Origin of the sequence: Microbacterium dauci, from assembly GCF_030065535.1 — a bacterium.
Classification (GTDB): Bacteria; Actinomycetota; Actinomycetes; order Actinomycetales; family Microbacteriaceae; genus Microbacterium; species Microbacterium dauci.
This window is the reverse complement of sequence record NZ_JASJND010000004.1, coordinates 240,874-256,843: the sequence shown is the minus strand read 5'-3', so window position 1 is coordinate 256,843 and position 15,970 is coordinate 240,874. Positions and strand designations below refer to the sequence as shown.

The 15,970-nt window shown below is 69.6% G+C and carries 17 protein-coding genes and 1 tRNA gene; 10 read left to right on the top strand and 8 right to left on the bottom strand.

Annotated features, from left to right (window positions below):
* Positions 1 to 12: 12 nt before the first annotated feature.
* The 3 genes from QNI14_RS06220 to QNI14_RS06210 are packed head-to-tail and all read right to left on the bottom strand — an operon-like array spanning position 13 to position 2,531.
* Positions 13 to 1,245 (bottom strand): PP2C family protein-serine/threonine phosphatase, encoded by a 1,233-nt coding sequence (locus QNI14_RS06220; RefSeq protein ID WP_283715585.1) that lies wholly within the window; start codon positions 1,243 to 1,245, stop codon positions 13 to 15.
* Between the two features lie 12 nt (positions 1,246 to 1,257).
* Complete coding sequence (locus QNI14_RS06215) at positions 1,258 to 1,797, bottom strand: FHA domain-containing protein FhaB/FipA (protein WP_283715584.1); 540 nt, start codon at positions 1,795 to 1,797, stop codon at positions 1,258 to 1,260.
* The gene (locus QNI14_RS06210) at positions 1,794 to 2,531 is read right to left on the bottom strand and encodes an FHA domain-containing protein (protein WP_283715583.1); all 738 of its coding nucleotides are present in this window, start codon (positions 2,529 to 2,531) and stop codon (positions 1,794 to 1,796) included. Before QNI14_RS06210 ends, QNI14_RS06215 begins: the two co-directional genes overlap by 4 nt.
* 144 nt (positions 2,532 to 2,675) lie before the next feature.
* Between QNI14_RS06210 and QNI14_RS06205 the strand changes: the two genes are divergently transcribed.
* Positions 2,676 to 2,762: transfer RNA gene (locus QNI14_RS06205), tRNA-Leu, on the top strand.
* A 74-nt stretch (positions 2,763 to 2,836) separates the two neighbouring features.
* Here the strand turns inward: QNI14_RS06205 and QNI14_RS06200 are convergent.
* Positions 2,837 to 3,217, bottom strand: a complete 381-nt coding sequence (locus QNI14_RS06200; RefSeq protein ID WP_283715582.1) for a carbohydrate kinase family protein — start codon at positions 3,215 to 3,217, stop codon at positions 2,837 to 2,839.
* Between the two features lie 93 nt (positions 3,218 to 3,310).
* Between QNI14_RS06200 and QNI14_RS06195 the strand changes: the two genes are divergently transcribed.
* Positions 3,311 to 3,517 (top strand): cold-shock protein, encoded by a 207-nt coding sequence (locus tag QNI14_RS06195; RefSeq protein ID WP_253035713.1) that lies wholly within the window; start codon positions 3,311 to 3,313, stop codon positions 3,515 to 3,517.
* A gap of 9 nt (positions 3,518 to 3,526) precedes the next feature.
* On the opposite strand, the gene QNI14_RS06190 is transcribed toward QNI14_RS06195, so the two are convergent.
* From QNI14_RS06190 to QNI14_RS06180, 3 genes are read right to left on the bottom strand one after another with little or no spacing between them, the layout of a single operon-like run.
* Complete coding sequence (locus tag QNI14_RS06190; protein WP_283715579.1) at positions 3,527 to 4,207, bottom strand: HAD hydrolase-like protein; 681 nt, start codon at positions 4,205 to 4,207, stop codon at positions 3,527 to 3,529.
* A 9-nt stretch (positions 4,208 to 4,216) separates the two neighbouring features.
* Complete coding sequence (locus tag QNI14_RS06185) at positions 4,217 to 5,152, bottom strand: helix-turn-helix domain-containing protein (protein ID WP_283715578.1); 936 nt, start codon at positions 5,150 to 5,152, stop codon at positions 4,217 to 4,219.
* Between the two features lie 32 nt (positions 5,153 to 5,184).
* Positions 5,185 to 6,504, bottom strand: a complete 1,320-nt coding sequence (locus QNI14_RS06180; protein WP_283715577.1) for a hypothetical protein — start codon at positions 6,502 to 6,504, stop codon at positions 5,185 to 5,187.
* Positions 6,505 to 6,641: 137 nt separating this feature from the next.
* Between QNI14_RS06180 and nucS the strand changes: the two genes are divergently transcribed.
* Complete coding sequence (nucS, locus tag QNI14_RS06175) at positions 6,642 to 7,331, top strand: endonuclease NucS (RefSeq protein ID WP_283715576.1); 690 nt, start codon at positions 6,642 to 6,644, stop codon at positions 7,329 to 7,331.
* A 7-nt stretch (positions 7,332 to 7,338) separates the two neighbouring features.
* On the opposite strand, the gene QNI14_RS06170 is transcribed toward nucS, so the two are convergent.
* A complete protein-coding gene (locus tag QNI14_RS06170; protein ID WP_430539243.1) occupies positions 7,339 to 8,553 on the bottom strand; it encodes an MFS transporter in 1,215 nt (404 codons plus the stop codon).
* A 66-nt stretch (positions 8,554 to 8,619) separates the two neighbouring features.
* Between QNI14_RS06170 and QNI14_RS06165 the strand changes: the two genes are divergently transcribed.
* From QNI14_RS06165 to mnhG, 7 genes are all read left to right on the top strand, one after another.
* A complete protein-coding gene (locus QNI14_RS06165) occupies positions 8,620 to 9,660 on the top strand; it encodes a LacI family DNA-binding transcriptional regulator (protein ID WP_283715575.1) in 1,041 nt (346 codons plus the stop codon).
* 90 nt (positions 9,661 to 9,750) lie between these two features.
* On the top strand, positions 9,751 to 12,672 hold the full coding sequence (locus QNI14_RS06160) for a Na+/H+ antiporter subunit A (protein ID WP_283715574.1): 2,922 nt from the start codon (positions 9,751 to 9,753) through the stop codon (positions 12,670 to 12,672).
* Positions 12,669 to 13,193 carry a Na(+)/H(+) antiporter subunit C gene (locus QNI14_RS06155; RefSeq protein WP_283715573.1) on the top strand — a complete coding sequence of 175 codons (525 nt, stop codon included), beginning with the start codon at positions 12,669 to 12,671 and terminating at the stop codon, positions 13,191 to 13,193. The genes QNI14_RS06160 and QNI14_RS06155 overlap by 4 nt, the downstream gene beginning before the upstream one ends.
* Positions 13,190 to 14,758: a Na+/H+ antiporter subunit D gene (locus QNI14_RS06150; protein WP_283715571.1), complete on the top strand. Its 1,569-nt coding sequence runs from the start codon at positions 13,190 to 13,192 to the stop codon at positions 14,756 to 14,758. Before QNI14_RS06155 ends, QNI14_RS06150 begins: the two co-directional genes overlap by 4 nt.
* Positions 14,748 to 15,347 (top strand): Na+/H+ antiporter subunit E, encoded by a 600-nt coding sequence (locus QNI14_RS06145; protein WP_283715570.1) that lies wholly within the window; start codon positions 14,748 to 14,750, stop codon positions 15,345 to 15,347. The genes QNI14_RS06150 and QNI14_RS06145 overlap by 11 nt, the downstream gene beginning before the upstream one ends.
* Entirely contained in the window at positions 15,344 to 15,616 is a 273-nt protein-coding gene (locus tag QNI14_RS06140) for an MrpF/PhaF family protein (protein WP_217528955.1), read from the top strand. The genes QNI14_RS06145 and QNI14_RS06140 overlap by 4 nt, the downstream gene beginning before the upstream one ends.
* Positions 15,613 to 15,969: a monovalent cation/H(+) antiporter subunit G gene (gene mnhG / locus QNI14_RS06135; RefSeq protein WP_283715567.1), complete on the top strand. Its 357-nt coding sequence runs from the start codon at positions 15,613 to 15,615 to the stop codon at positions 15,967 to 15,969. Before QNI14_RS06140 ends, mnhG begins: the two co-directional genes overlap by 4 nt.
* The last annotated feature ends 1 nt before the right edge of the window (position 15,970 follow it).

Genomic DNA, 15,970 nt, shown 5'->3' with positions numbered 1-15,970 from the left:
CGATCGTGTCGCTCACGGGGTGCCCTCCCCTCGGAGGTTGTCGACGATCGCCTGCGCGTCGGCGAGCGAGCGCGCCGAGATCGTCTGCTCCACCGACAGCCGCTGGTATGCGGGCAGGTCGGCGAGGAGGATGTCGGTGTCTTCGTACGGCGTCGACAGCGAGATGGGACCGATGTCCTGCTGGATGCCACGGTAGATGACGACGCTGTCGTCGTCGGGGCCCACGAAGTAGCGCGTCTGGGTCCACGAGTAGGCGACGAATGCCGCCGCCGCGATCGCCGCGACGATCGCGATGAAGCCGACGAACCACCAGACCCGCCGGCGTCGCGAGCGGCGACGGTCTTCTTCGATGAGCTCTTCGAGGTACTCGGCAGCCGGCTCGAAATGCGTCGGCTCGTTGGCCGCCTGCTTGCCGGTCTGGAACCAGCCGGTGCGGCCAGGTCGCTCGACGGGGATCTCAATGCCCTTGGGCGTCGCAGCCGATCCGACGATCGTCGCGGTGCCGCTGAACATCGGGTGCCGACCGCCCACGTCGGCGAGGACGATGGTCACGTTGTCGGGCGCGCCGGCGTCGAGTGCGAGCTTGAGCAGCAGGTCGGCGGTGCGACCGGGTGCGAGGTCCTGGCGGAGCACCTTGGCGGTCTGGGCGTCGTCGACGACACCGCAGAGTCCGTCCGAGCAGATCAGCCAGCGGTCCCCCGGCTGCGTCTGCATGATGAACGCGTCGACCTCGGGGTCGGTGCCCATGTCGCCGAGCACGCGCATCAGCACCGATCGGCGCGGGTGGTACCGGGCTTCTTCGGGCGTGATGCGGCCCGAGTCCACCAGCCGCTGCACGAAGGTGTGGTCGGTGGTGATCTGGGTGAGGATGCCGTCGCGGAACAGGTACACGCGGGAGTCGCCGATGTGCGCGATGACCGCGTACTCGTCGACCATCAGCACGGCGCTCACGGTGGTGCCCATGCCGGCGAGCTGCGGCCGCTCGGCGACCGTGTCGACGAGGACATGCGCGGCATCCGTGATCGATTCGCGCAGTTCGCGTTCGGCCTCGGCCGGCGTCGGGAACGGGTGGTCGAGCGCCTTCAGCTGGTGCACCGCGATGCTCGAGGCGATGTCACCGCCCGCGTGCCCGCCCATGCCGTCGGCGACCATGAACAGGTTCGAGCCGGAATAGCCCGAATCCTGGTTGTTGGAGCGCACCTTCCCGGTATGGGAGATCGCGGTGCTCGAGCCCTCGAAAGCCATCGAAGCGGGCCGTTACTTCCGCAGCTCGAACGTCGTGGCGCCGACCTTGATCGGTGCGCCGACGATGATCGGGACGGGGGATGCCACGCGCTCGCCGTCGTGCCAGGTGCCGTTCGTGGAGTCGAGGTCCTGCACCATCCACTGCTCGCCCCACAGCACGAGACGCGCGTGGTGGCTCGAGGTGTAGTCGTCGCGGATGACGAGGCCGGATTCGCTCGAGCGGCCGATCGTGAGGGGCTCGTCGCCGAGGGCGAGCTCGAGGCCCGCCTTCGGTCCGCTCGTGATCACGATGCGCGAGACGGTGTTCGTCGTGGCCTTCTGCGGTCCTGACGGGGATGCCGCAGGACGCTGCCCGAGCGGCGCGACGAGCGACGTCTCGGCGCCGGGCGACGCCGTGGGGATCGGACCGGGCGCGGCCGGTGCAGGTTCCGGCATCCGCCTGACCTTCACGCCGAACAGGTCGGCGCGCAGCGAATAGACGACGGCGAACACGAAGAACCACAGCAGGATCAGGAACCCGATCTGCAGGAGGAGCAGGGTCAGTTCACTCACGCCGAGCCTCCGAGGTCGAACATCCGCGTCGCGTCGTCATCGGCGGGGCGGGAGGGGATGCGCGGCGCCTGGGCGACGACGCGGAAGGTGATGCGGGTGCGGCCGATCGTCACGACGCCATCCGGTTCGAGGGCGGCCTCGCTCACCTTCTGGCCGTTCAGCTGCGTGCCGTTGGTCGACCCGAGGTCGCGGACCATCGCCCGGCGGCCGTCCCACAGGATCTCGACGTGGCGGCGGCTCGTGCCCGCGTCGGGGATCGTGATGTCGGCATCCGACCCGCGACCGATGACCGTGCGGCTCTTGGTGAGCGGATGCCGCGTGCCGTCGATCTCGACGACGCCCTGCCACGACACGTCCTCGGCGGTGGCCGCGGAGCGCGAGTTGACGCGCACTGTGCCGGTCGAGAGCTTCTCGTCGGTGACGAGGCGGATCGAGATGGGGCCCGCGAAGCTGTAGTTCTGGTCCTTGGCGTGCCGCTCGACCAGCTGGCGGAGCTCGTCGTCCAGCGCCGATCCGATGGCCTGCATGCGCTCATGGTCGGCGGCGGCGAGCCGCACCTCGAGGGTGTTCGGGACGAGGATGCGGTCGCGAGAGACGACGGCAGCCTTCGCGTCAAGCTCGCTGCGCAGTGCGGAAGCGATCTCGACGGGCTGCACGCCGCTGCGGAAGGTCTTCGCGAACGCACCGTTCACGGCGCGCTCGATCCCCTTCTCGAAGCTGTCAAGTAGTCCCACGGGGCTCCTCAGGCAGTCTGGACCGGTGCGTACATGCTAGTTGCAGACCCTGGCAGGGTCTGGGGAAGACGGGCTGGACGCGATTCTCGGGGTCGCTCGCGCCATGATATCCTCGGAAAGTTGATCCCGTGGCGACACGGGCTCGCGCGAGTGGCGGAATTGGCAGACGCGCTGGCTTCAGGTGCCAGTGCCCTTATGGGCGTGGGGGTTCAAGTCCCCCCTCGCGCACCAGCAGGTGCGAGACAAGCCGGTCGGTGGTGAGAACCCCGACCGGCTTCGTCGTTTTCGCGCCAAGACGACGTGAGTCAGCGGACGACGGGGTCGCCGGCGCCGACCGTGTCGACCACGTCGATGACGAAGCCCGGGGCGATGACGGGCGCGCCACCGTCGAACAGCGTCGCGCCGGCGGCGCCGTCCTTCAAGACGACCTGGCGCGCACCGCCCTCGAGCAGGCGGGATGCCGCGCCCGCGGCATCCGTCTCGGGGAACCACAGCACGAGTTCCTCGGCCCCGCCGAACACAACGTCGGCGCGCTCGGCGATCTCGCGCAGCACGGGGCGGGCGTCGTCTGCCGCGGCCAGCCGCGACCGGTAGTTCACGTCGAACGTGACCGTCGTCCCGGCCGCCTTCGCGCGGTCGATCGCCGCGTGCACCGTCTCGCGCCGGCCCCGCAACGTTTGTGTCACCTTCTCTTTCGGGGGGAGACACCGTCGGTGGTGGCGGCTAGGTTGGGGAGGGACCGGCGGACGTGTCGCCGGCAACTATCAGTAAGGCAGTTCATGAGCGTCAGCGGCACCGTCAAGTGGTTCAACTCGGAGAAGGGCTTCGGGTTCATCGCTCCCGATGAGGGCGGCGCCGACGTCTTCGCCCACTACTCGGCCATCGACTCCTCGGGCTACCGCTCGCTGGAAGAGAACCAGCGCGTCGAGTTCGACATCGCACAGGGCCCCAAGGGCCTGCAGGCGGAGAACATCCGCCCCCTCTGAGGTCCTCGGTCAGACCTCGTCTGACACCAGGAGCAGGCGGCGGAGTTCGGCCACCGTGTCGACCGCCGCCTGCGCTCCCTCGGATTCGTGCGGCCAGCTGAAGCCCCACCGCACGAAGATCACCGGCACGCCCTGGGCGGCGCCACCGTCCACGTCGTGGTGACGGTCGCCGATCAGGACCGGCCGACTGACGTCGACACCGTCGGCCTTGAGGCGCCGCAATGCCTCGGCCACGATGTCGGCTTTGGATGCCAGGGTCTTCTCGTCGGGCGTCGCCCCGACCATCTCCTGCAGTCGCGGCGCAATGGCGAAGTGCTCCATGAGCGCGACGACCTGGTTCTCGGGCTTCGAGCTCGCGGTCGACTGCGGCACACCGGCATCCGCGATCTCGGCGATCAGCTCGCCGACACCCTCATAGAGGCGCGCGCCGGTCGTGTGCCCGTCCGCCTTGCCGATCGCGCGGTAGTACGCGACAGCCTCGGTCGCCTGCTCGGGCGTCATGCCGACGTTCTTCTGGAACGACTCGAACATGGGCGGGCCGATCCAGTGCACCAGCTCCTCGCGCGTCGGGGCGGGTCGGCCGAAATGCTCGAGGCAGCGGGTCAGCCGGCTCAAGATGCCCTCTGACGCATCGACGATGGTGCCGTCCACGTCCCAGAGGATGCAAGACCAGGGAGAGCGCGTCGTCATGGCTCCAGCCTAGGGGGCGGCTGGAACCCGCCGACCGACGCCGTCGACCCGGCGCAGGAGCGTCGCGATCGCGAACGCTGCGGCGCCGACCGCCAGCTTGTCGACGAGCGACACGGTGAAGTTCACGATGCCGATCGCGAGATCATGGTCGACTCCGGTGACCGCGAGCACCGCGTCACGGAGACCGTCGAGCCCCCGATCGGTGGCGCCGCCCAGCATGATCACGGTGATCGGCACCGCGATCAGCGAGGTGACGACGGCGACGAGCGCGCTCAGGGCGAGGAATCGCGGGAGCGTCTCAGCGAGCCGGAATCGACGCGCGCCGAGACCCCAGATCACGCCGGCCGACACCATCGTCACCGCGAACACCGCCGCGATGACTTGGCCCTTCAGGAGTTCGACGACGATGAACAGCACACCGACCCCGGCAGCCGCCCACGGCCCGGCAAGGATCGCGACGAGCGCCGTCCCCACCATGTCGAAGAAGAAGACGTCGCCGAGCAGCGGGTTCACGAACTTCCCGGTCGAGTTCAGGAGGAGACCGGCGAGCATCACGAGGAGCACCCATCCCGGCGACGAGCGGGCGGCCGGCGTCGTCGCCGGCTCGAGCTCGGGCGCCGGCTCGAGCTCGGGCGCCGGCTCGGCCGCGGTCGCGGCGGCGACACGGGCACGCCAGGCATCGACCGCCGCGGCATCCTCGTCGAGCGCTCGCACGATCTCGGCGATCAGCCCCGCGTTCAAGCGGCGACGGCCGAGCCGGAACGCGTCGGAGATGGTGGTGTGCGGCACCCGCGCCGCTGCAGGACTCGTGCCGTCGGCGATCCGTCGGTCCGTGATCCGGGTTGCGAGGTCGCGGTACGAGACGCCTTTCGCTGCGCGCAGCGCGCGGAGGTCGGTGATCAGCGCATCGATCGTCGCCGCGCTCGTGTCGCTCGTACCCCCCACATCGTCATTCTATGAGGCCCGTCTGACGCGGCTCAGCGGGCGACCTTCGACGTGCTGCGGCTCGTCATCTTCTTGGTCACGTACCCCGACTTCGTGCCGGTGACGGTCACCGTGATGCGCTTTCCCCGAACGGATGCCGGGAGCTTGTAACTCGACTTCGTCGCGCCCTTCAGTGCGACGCCGTTCGCGCGCCATTGGTAGGTGAGCTTCGTGCCCGACGTCCACTTCCCGGCGACGACCTTGACCGTCCGCCCGACCTTCGCGGTGCCGGTGATGCGGGGAGTGGACGCCGCGAGCGTCGCCTTCGCCACGGTCACGGTCGCGGACGTGCGCCGGATCGTGGGGACCGGGCCCCACGCGGAGCTCGGGCCTGACACCCGAACGGAGAGCTTCGCGCCGGCATCCGCTGCGGTGATCGTGTACGTGGAGCCCTTGGCGCCTGCGATCGCCTTGCCGCCCCGGAGCCACTGGAAGGTCGGCTTCGAGCCCGCCGGCCAGGTGCCGGTGGAGGCGCGCAGGCGCTGGCCGACCTTTGCTGTGCCGGTGATCTTGGGCCGCTGCTCGACGACGTCCATGGTCGCGGTGCCGAAGGCAGGCACGGTGACGCGCTTCGAGCCGACGTAGCGCCACACCTTGTACGTGCCGTCGACGTAGGCACGTGCCACGGCGTCGACGTCGAAGGTGCCGGCGTCGACCGCGCGACGCCACGTCTGGCTGAGGACGCCGGGGCGTACGGGCGCTGTGGTTCGCCAGATGTCCCACGGCATGCCGCCGATCTCGGTCGCCTCGAGGAACAACACGGTCTCCTCGCCGCGCGGCAGCGCGTCGGTGAGGATGAGTTTGCCTGTCACGGCGCCGAACGCCGGTGCGATGAGCGGCTCTGCCGTCGCGTCCGCGCCCGAGACGGTCACCCACGTATTCGGCGTGTCCACGCCCCAGCCGTACCCGCCGCCGCCCGTGGCGCCGCCCGATCTCGGCTCGACCGGTCCGGGTGTCCCGTCCCAGTCGACGGTGATGCCCTTCACCGTGGTGCTACCCGCGAGCCGGATGGTGTAGCTGCCGGCATCCACTCCGGTGATCGAGAACGCCCCGGTTCGCTCGTCGAGCGTCGCCCGGCCGTACGCGTTGTCCGCGCCGACCTTCCAGGCCGCGTTCCGCCACTCGAGGCTCACGCCGTCGAGATAGTCGGCGGGGCTGACGCCCTTCGGCACGACGATCGATCCACGGATCGTGAGCGTTGTCGCTGCGGCATACGCGGGTACGAGCGCACCGCCGGCCATGACGAGCACGACCGAGACCAGCAGGGCGAGTGCGAGCCGCGCGCGGCTGCGGACGGCGATGGAGCCGGACATGTCTTCCTCCCCAGGAGACGACGAGCGGACCCCAGTGCACCCGCTCACTCCACACGCTAGGAACCCTCGGACCGCTCGCTCGGCAGATCGAGCGTTCTCGGACGATCCCGTACACCGCCGCGGGTAGGCTCGTCGCCGTGCGTCTCGTCATCGCCCGCTGCTCCGTCGACTACACGGGCCGCCTCAATGCCCACCTGCCGCTGGCCACGCGCCTGCTGGTCCACAAGGGCGACGGCAGCCTGCTCGTGCACTCCGACGGCGGCTCGTACAAGCCGCTCAACTGGATGAGCCCGCCGTGCACCCTCACGGTCGTCGAACCGGGGGAGGACGACGAGGACGTCGTCGAGATGTGGCGTGTCACGCACGCGAAGTCCGGCGACGCGCTCACCGTCCGGCTGTACGAGGTCATCCACGACAGCTCGCACGACCTCGGTGTCGACCCCGGCCTCATCAAGGACGGCGTCGAGGCCGACCTGCAGCGCCTCCTCGCCGAGCAGGTGGGTGTCATCGGCGAGAATCTCACCCTCGTGCGTCGCGAGTTCCCCACCGCGATCGGTCCCGTCGACCTGCTGCTGCGCAACCCCGAAGGCGGCACGATCGCCGTCGAGGTGAAGCGCCGCGGCGACATCGACGGCGTCGAACAGCTCACCCGCTACCTCGAGCTGCTCGGCCGCGACCCGCACCTGGCTCCCGTCACCGGCGTGTTCGCTGCCCAGGAGATCAAGCCGCAGGCGAAGGTGCTCGCCACCGACCGCGGCATCCGCTGTGTGACCCTCGACTACGACGAGATGAAGGGTGTGCAGTCTGGCGCACCGCGCCTGTTCTGACCCTTTGTCAGTGGCCGGTGCCGCGCGTGCCGGGGAGTGGCTTCGCCGCACCTGACGCGAAGCCGGATGCCACGACGAGGGCGACGATGATGTACAGCGTGTTCAGCAGCCCGATGTGGTCGCTGATGACGCCGAGCACGGGCGGGCCGCACAGGAACGCGACGTAGCCGATCGTCGCTGCCGCGCTCACTCGGGCCGCTGCCTTCGCGGGATCGTCGGCCGCGGCGGACATGCCCAGAGGGAAGCCGAGCGACGCGCCGATACCCCACAGCGCCGCGCCGACGAAGACGAGCGGCAGGTTCGGCGCGAGGATGAACAGCAGGATGCCGGCGGTCGCCGTCACCGCGAGCACGCGGAGGGTCACGACGCGGCCGAACCGGTCGACGAGCGGGCCGCCGATCACGCGGACGACCGTCATCGCGACCGAGAACACCGTCAGCGCGACGGCGCCGAGTGCCGGGCCTCCCTCGTGGTCCTCGCTCACGCCGAGCGCCATCCAGTCGTTGGCGCCACCCTCGGCGAACGCCATTCCGAGCATCACGACCCCGAGCACATAGGTGCGGGGCTCGCGCCACGCCGACAGCGCGGTCGACAGCCGTTCGCGCCAGCCCGACGGCGCGGCATCCGGTGCACCGAAGTCCCGCTGCGGGACGAACGCGAACGCGATGAACGCGAGCACGACGATCGAGATCGCGACCGCCACTGCGTGTGAGAAGACGTCGATGCGGGCGCCCGCGGCTGCGGCGCCGAGGCCGGCCCCGATCACGGTGCCGAAGCTGAAGAAGGCGTGGAACAGCGGCAGGATCGTCTTGCCGACGGCGACCTCGATGGCCGCACCGTCGACGTTCATCATCACGTCGAGCGCGCCGTTGCCGAAGCCGAACAGCGCCAGGCCGATCAGCACGAGGGTGAGCGACGGCGCGGCATCCGTCCCGACGCCGATCGTCGCGAGCCCGGCCGCGAGCATCAGCATCATCGCGAGCATGCCCCGGCGAGTGCCGATGCGCGCGGCGATCACCGACGAGCAGGACAGGCCGATGATCGACGCAGTGCCCATGCCGAGCAGGAGAAGACCGATCGCCGAGTTGTCGATGTCGAGCGCCGTCTTGATCGACGGGACGCGCGCGGCCCAGGTGGCGATGCTCAGACCGCTGGCGGTGAAGATCGCGAAGACGGCGAGACGCCAGGCGAGTAGGCGCGAGGGGGCGACGACGGTGTTCACGCGGATACTGTAACGGAAGTGTCGAAACGATTCGAATCCCGTCTCGCCAGGGGTTACCATCGGCGCATGGGTACCCGTCGCGCCACCATCAGTGACGTCGCGCGCGAAGCCGGAGTGTCGCCGTCGACGGCGTCTGTCGTCTTTAGCGGGAAGGCGCCGGTGTCGGATGCCACGCGCGAGCGCGTACTCGCCGCCGCCGAGTCGCTCGGCTACACCGGACCCGACCCGCGCGCCGCGTCGCTGCGCACCGGTCGCGCGGGAATCGTAGCGGTCCTCTTCCGTGAACGCCTCGGCGCCGCATTCCGTGACCCCGTCAACGCCGCCACCATGGACGGCCTCAGCGATGCGCTCGCGCCGATCGGCGCCGGCATCCTGCTGCTCCGGGAAGACGACACGGGCACGGTCGAAGCCGCGCCCAGCCTCACCTCCGTGCCGATCGACGCGGCCGTGCTGCTCGGATGCAACGAGATCATCCGCTCGTCGGTCGAGACCGCCCGAGGGCGCGGCATCCCCGTCGTCGTGATCGAGGGCGACGCGGGGGAGGACGTCCCGAAGGTGATGCTCGACAACCGCGACGCGCAGCGGACGGTGGCCGAGCACGTGCGTTCGCTCGGACACACCGACGTGTCGTTCGTGACCCTCCGTACCGACGACGGCGGGCGTCGGGGGTTCATCGGTGATGACACCGAGATCCTCATCGATGTCACCCGCGACCGCCTCCGCGGCGCCCGCGACGTCTTTCCCGACGCGCCCGCGTACGCTGCGGCGGACAGCTCGATCGACGAGGGGCTCGCCGCCGGACGGGTCCTCCTGTCGGGGCCGCGCCCGACCGCGATCCTCGCGCAGAGCGACATGCTCGCAGCGGGCGTCATCCGCGCCGCCGAGGAGGCGGGTCTCCGCGTTCCCGAAGACCTCAGCGTCACCGGATTCGACGGGGTGGTGGTCGACGGGCTCGCACCGTACGTGCTCACGACGATGGTCCAGGACGCGACCGCGAAGGGGCATGCCGCCGGCGAAGCCGTCGTCGCCATGCTGGTCGATCGGGCACCGGCATCCGTCACCCTCACCTGTACATTCCGCCGCGGGAACACAACCGCAGCCCGCTGAGCACGCCGATTCGCGGCCCTCGGGCCGCCGGGCATATCCGCCCGAGTAGACTGGACATCTCGACCCCCGCGACATACAGAGGAGGCCAGGTTGCTGACCTTCCTCCTTGCGTTCGCACTGGTACCGATGATCCTTCCGGTCCTGGTGAAGCAGTGGGGGTCGCGCACGTTCCTCATCGCTGCGGTGGTTCCGAGCCTCGCGTTCGTCCACACGGCTTTGCAGGGTCCTGCCGTCCTCCGGGGTGACATCCCGTTCGAGACATATGCCTGGATCCCCGATCTCGGCGTCGAGCTCTCGATGCACATGGATACCCTCGGTTGGGTCATGGCGCTCATCGTCACCGGCGTTGGCGCGCTCGTGCTCATCTACTGCCGGTGGTACTTCGCCGGGAAGACCGAGGGGCTCGCGCTCTTCTCTTCGGTGCTGCTCGCCTTCGCCGGCGCCATGTACGGCCTCGTCCTCACCGACGACATCGTCGTGCTCGTCATGCTGTGGGAAGTCACGAGCGTCCTCTCGTACCTGCTGATCGGCTTCTACCACCGCCGCGGCGCCAGCCGCCGTGCGGCGCTCCAAGCACTCCTGGTCACCACCCTCGGCGGGCTCGTGATGCTCATCGGCGTCGTGATGCTCGTCGTGCTCTACGACACCACCAGCATCCGGGCGATGCTCGAGGCGGGTCCGATGTTCGAGGGCGGCGAGGCCTTCGCCTTGGATGCCGCGCTCGTCATGCTGCTGGTCGGTGCGATCAGCAAGTCGGCCATCTTCCCGTTCCACTTCTGGCTCCCCGGCGCGATGGCCGCCCCCACCCCGGTCAGCGCGTACCTGCACGCCGCGGCGATGGTGAAGGCCGGCATCTACCTGATCGCCCGCTTCGCTCCGGGGTTCGCGGAGGTCGAGCCGTGGCGTCCGATCGTGATCGGGCTGGGACTGTTCACGATGCTCCTCGGCGGCCTCCAGGCGCTGCGCGAGTCCGACCTCAAGCGCATCCTCGCCTTCGGCACCGTCAGCCAGCTCGGCATGCTCACCGTCGTGCTCGGCTACGGCGAGCGGACGACGGCCCTTGCCGGCCTCGCGCTGCTCATCGGGCACGCGCTCTTCAAGTCGGCGCTGTTCCTCGTGGTCGGTGTCATCGACCGCCAGCTCAACACCCGTGACATCGGCGAGCTCTCGCGCGTCGGGCGGCAGGCGCCGACCCTCGCCGTGTTCTCGATCATCGCCGTCGCCTCGATGGCGGGGCTCGCGCCGACGGTCGGCTTCGTCGCGAAGGAAGCGACCCTCACCGCCTTCCTCGACGGCGGCGCCGATCCGATGTCGATCGTGCCGCTCGTCGGCATCCTCCTCGGATCCGCGCTCACCGCCGCCTACGGCATCCGGTTCGTCTGGGGCGCCTTCTGGACGAAGCGGGATGCCGCCGGCCAGCAGCTTCCGACGACCGAATGGCCCGACCCGCCGATCGGCTTCATGGTCGCGCCCGTCGTGCTCAGCGGGCTGACGCTCGTTGCCGGCGTGGCATCCCCCCTCCTCGACATCGGCATCGCGGGGTACGCCGACACCGCCCCGGAGGCCGAGGGCGCGAAGGCGTACCACCTGGCGCTCTGGCACGGGTGGGAGCCGGCGCTGTTCCTCTCGCTCGGTTCGATCGCCGTCGGCGCGCTCGTGTTCTGGCTCACGCAGCGCACCCGATGGACGTCGCGCATCCTGCCGTTCACGGCGAACGACGTCTATAACGGCGCGCTCCGCGGTGTCGCGCGCCTGTCGGTGTGGACCACCTCGCTCACGCAGCGCGGTTCGCTGCCGTTCTACGTCGGCACGATCTTCGTCGTCTTCATCGCCGCAGAAGCCACGGCGCTGCTCGCGAGCACCGAGTGGAAGATCGCGTTTGAGGCGTGGCATCACCCGGCGCAGCTCATCGTCGCGCCGATCATGATCCTCGCCGGGTTCGTCGCCGTCCGCGCCCGCAAGCGGTACACCGGTGTCGTCCTGGTTTCGGTGACGGGGCTCGGCATGGTGCTCCTGTTCGCGACGAGCGGTGCGCCCGACCTCGCGCTCACGCAGATCCTCGTCGAGACCGTGACCCTCATCGCGTTCGCGCTCGTCCTCCGCCGCATCCCGGCCCGCCTCGGCGATCACAACGCGTCGGTTCTGCCGGTCCTTCGGGCGATCCTCGGCATCGGCGTGGGTGTGACGATGGCGGCGATCGCGCTGATCGCGACCGGCGCGCGCGTCGCCCAGCCGATCTCCGACCGCTTCGCCGACCTTGCCTACGAGATCGGCCACGGCAAGAACGTCGTGAACGTCACACTTGTCGACCTGCGCGGGTGGGACACGATGGGTGAGCTGTCGGTCCTCATCCTGGCCGCCACCGGTGTGGCATCTCTCGTCTTCGTTACCCACCGATCCGACACGCTCGCGCAGCGCGTCCGCTCGTTGCCCACGGGCGCCGCCCGCTTCCGTCGTCCGCTCGTCGAGACCGCCGAGGGCCCGCGCCCGCGCGGCGCAGCGTCGGGCAGCACGCGCCAGGCGTGGCTCATCGGCGGGCAGAAGGTGCGGCCCGAAAACCGGTCGCTCATGCTCGAGGTCATCGTGCGGGTGCTCTTCCACACGATCATCGTGGTGTCGCTCTACCTGCTGTTCGCGGGCCACAACCTTCCCGGCGGCGGCTTCGCCGGCGGCCTCGTCGCCGGCATGGCGCTCGTCATGCGCTACGTCGCCGGTGGCCGCTACGAGCTCGGCGCCGCGGCGCCCACCGACGCCGGCCGCCTGCTCGGGGCGGGCATGCTCATCGCGGTCGGCACGGCGCTCGTGCCGCTCCTCTTCTTCGCCGACCCGCTCACGAGCACCTTCTGGGAGGCGAACCTGCCGCTGCTCGGTCACGTGGAGTTCGTCACCTCGACCCTCTTCGACGTCGGGGTGTACCTCGTCGTCATCGGCCTCGTGCTCGATGTCCTGCGCTCGCTGGGCGCCGAGGTCGACCGCCAGACGCAGGACCAGCAGGAACGGGTGAACGCATGACCGTCTCGCTCGTCCTCGTCATCATCATGGGTGCGCTGTTCGCGGCCGGGGTCTATTCGATGCTCGAGCGCAGCCTCACCCGAGTGCTCATCGGCTTTTTGCTGCTCGGCAACGCGGCGAACCTCTTCCTCCTCATCGTGATGGGGGAGCCCGGCGTCGCGCCGTTCTTCGGCGCGGCCGAGCCGGATGAGATGAGCGACCCGCTCCCGCAGGCGCTCACGCTCACCGCCATCGTCATCACCTTCGCCGTCTCGGCGTTCCTCCTCGCCCTCATCTACCGGTCGTGGCAGCTGGGCCAGGCCGACACCGTCGTGGACGACGAGGCCGACCGCGAGGTCCGCGAACGCGCCGCCGCCGACGAAGACACCATGGACGACGAGATCACCGACGAGGACGACGATGCGACGACCGACTTCATCGGCACCGAGACCTCGCCGATCGTGATCCTCCACCAGCAGGACATCGCCGAACTCCGCGACGACGCACCCGTCGACCGACCCCGAGGGGGTGACGACCGATGACCGCGCTCGTCCCACTCCTCGTCGGCATCCCGATGATCGGCGCCGCCGTCGCCCTCATCTTCGGCCGTCGCCGTCGCGTGCAGGTCGGCGTCTCGATCACAACGCTCACCCTCGTCGCGATCGTCGCGGCGATCCTGCTGTACGCGGTGGATGCCAGTGGGATGCCGCTGGCCGTGTCGGTCGGCGGCTGGCCGATCCCCTTCGGCATCGTGCTCTACGTCGACCGGCTCGCGGCGCTGCTCGTCGTCGTCTCGAGCGTCGTGCTGCTCGCCGTCCTCCTCTTCTCGGTCGGGCAGGGTGCCGCAGATGGGGACGAGGAGACGCCGGTCTCGATCTTCCACCCGTCGTATCTGATCCTCGCCGCGGGCATCTTCAACGCCTTCATCGCCGGCGACCTCTTCAACCTCTACGTCGGGTTCGAGATCCTGCTGGTCGCGTCGTACGTGCTCATCACGCTCGGCTCGACCGAGTCCCGCATCCGCACCGGCGTCGTCTACATCGTCGTGTCGCTCGTGTCGTCGATTCTCTTCCTCGCGGCGATCGCCGCGATTTACGGTGCGCTCGGCACCGTGAACATGGCGCAGCTCGCCGACCGGATGGGCGAGCTCCCAGATGAGGTTCAGCTCGTGCTGCACCTCATGCTGCTGCTGGCATTCAGCATCAAGGCCGCCGTCTTCCCGCTGTCGTTCTGGCTGCCCGACTCGTACCCGACCGCGCCCGCACCCGTTACCGCCGTGTTCGCGGGCCTGCTCACCAAGGTCGGCGTCTACGCGATGATCCGCACCGAGACGCAGATCTTCCGCGAGAACGACGTGAGCATGCTGCTGCTGATCGTCGCGCTCGCGACCATGATCGTCGGCATCCTCGGCGCCGTCGCACAGGCGGAACTCAAGCGCATCCTGTCATTCACCCTCGTCAGCCACATCGGCTACATGGTGTTCGGGCTCGCGATCGGCACCGAAGAAGCACTCGGCGCGACGATCTACTACATGGTCCACCACATCGTCGTGCAGACCACCCTGTTCCTCGCCGTCGGCCTCATCGAGCGTCGCGCGGGATCGACCTCGATCCTCAAGGTGAAGGGGCTCATGCGGGCGGCGCCGTTCCTCGCGGTGCTCTACTTCATCCCCGCGATCAACCTCGGCGGCCTGCCGCCCTTCTCGGGGTTCATCGGCAAGTACGCGCTCTTCGACGCCGCCGCGGCCGTCGGCACCCCGATCATGTACGTCCTCATGGTGGGCGGCATCCTCACCTCGCTCCTCACGCTGTATGCGCTCATGCGCGCCTGGAACCTGTCGTTCTGGCGCGAGGACGAGGAGCAGGGCGACGAGGGCATGACCGACCGCATCTCGTACCTCGACGACGCGCCCGCCTCGGGCGTGCAGACCGAGCGCCGCGTGATCCCGCGCATCATGACCGCCTCCACGGCGGGCATGGTGGCCGTCACCGTGGCGCTCACCCTCTTCGCCGGCCCGCTCTACAACCTCTGCGCGAGCATCGGCGCGGCGCTTCCCTACCCCGTGAGCCTCACACAGCTGCAGGACGAGGTGAACGATGGGAACTGACGTCAAGCGCAGCGCGCTGATCGGGATCTGGCGGCAGCTGCCGTTCTTCCTCTGGCTCATCGCACTCTGGATGCTGCTGTGGGGTCAGTTCACGGTGCTCGCCTTCCTCACCGGGACCGTCGTCGCCGTGTTCGTGACGAGCGTCTTCCGTCTGCCGCCCGTCGAGCTGTCCGGTCGCCTCAACCCGTGGTGGCTGGTCGTCTTCCTCGCGCAGTTCCTCGGCGCCGTCGTGAAGGGCTCGCTCGTCGTGGCGTGGCAGGTCGTCAGGCCCGGCCGGCAGCCCGGCGTCTCGGTCGTCGCGGTGCCGCTCGTGACCGACGACGACCTGATCATGGCCCACGTCGGCGTCACGGCATCCCTCATCCCCGGTTCGCTCGTCCTCGAGACCGACCGCGACCGGCGCATCCTCTACCTGCACGTCCTCGGCGCCGCGACGGATGCGGAGGTCGACGAGCAGCGGCGGATGGTGCAGCGCTGGGAGGCGCGCATCGTGCGGGCCGTCGGCTCGCCCGCCCAGCTCGAGGCGATCCGCGCGTCGGGCGCCGGCAGCGCCGAGATCCGCAACCGCGTGAAGGAGGAGCGCTCGTGACCACCGCCCTCATCGTCGTCATCTGCGCCGTCTTCGGTGTCGCCGCCCTGCTCACGGTCTGGCGGATCATCGTCGGGCCCTCGATCCTCGACCGCGCCGTCGCCTCCGACGTCCTGCTGACGCTCCTCATCTGCGCGCTCGGCGCCGAGATGGCGATCAACCACCACACGCGGACGCTTCCCGTGCTGCTGATCGTCGCGGCCGTCGGCGTGTTCGGGTCGGTCTCGATCGCGCGGTTCGTCGCCCGCCGGGACGGAGCCGAGCGATGACCGAGATCCTGCACGTCGTGTCGCTCGTCCTCATCCTCGCGGGGGCACTCCTGTGCCTGACGGCCGCGATCGGACTGCTGCGCTTCCGCGACGTGCCGACCCGCCTGCACGCGGCGACCAAGCCGCAGGTGCTCGGGCTTCTGCTGATCGCCATCGCGGTGGGGATCGAGCTGCAGTCGTGGGCGGTCGTCGCCTTCCTCGTGCCCGTGCTCGTCATCCAGTTCGCGACGGCGCCGCTGTCGGCCCACATGGTCGGGCGCCAGGCGTACCGCAACGGCACCGTCGACCGGCGGACCCTGCACGTCGACGAGCTCGCCGACGCGAAGGAAACCCCGCCCGGCGCGAGCGGCTGAG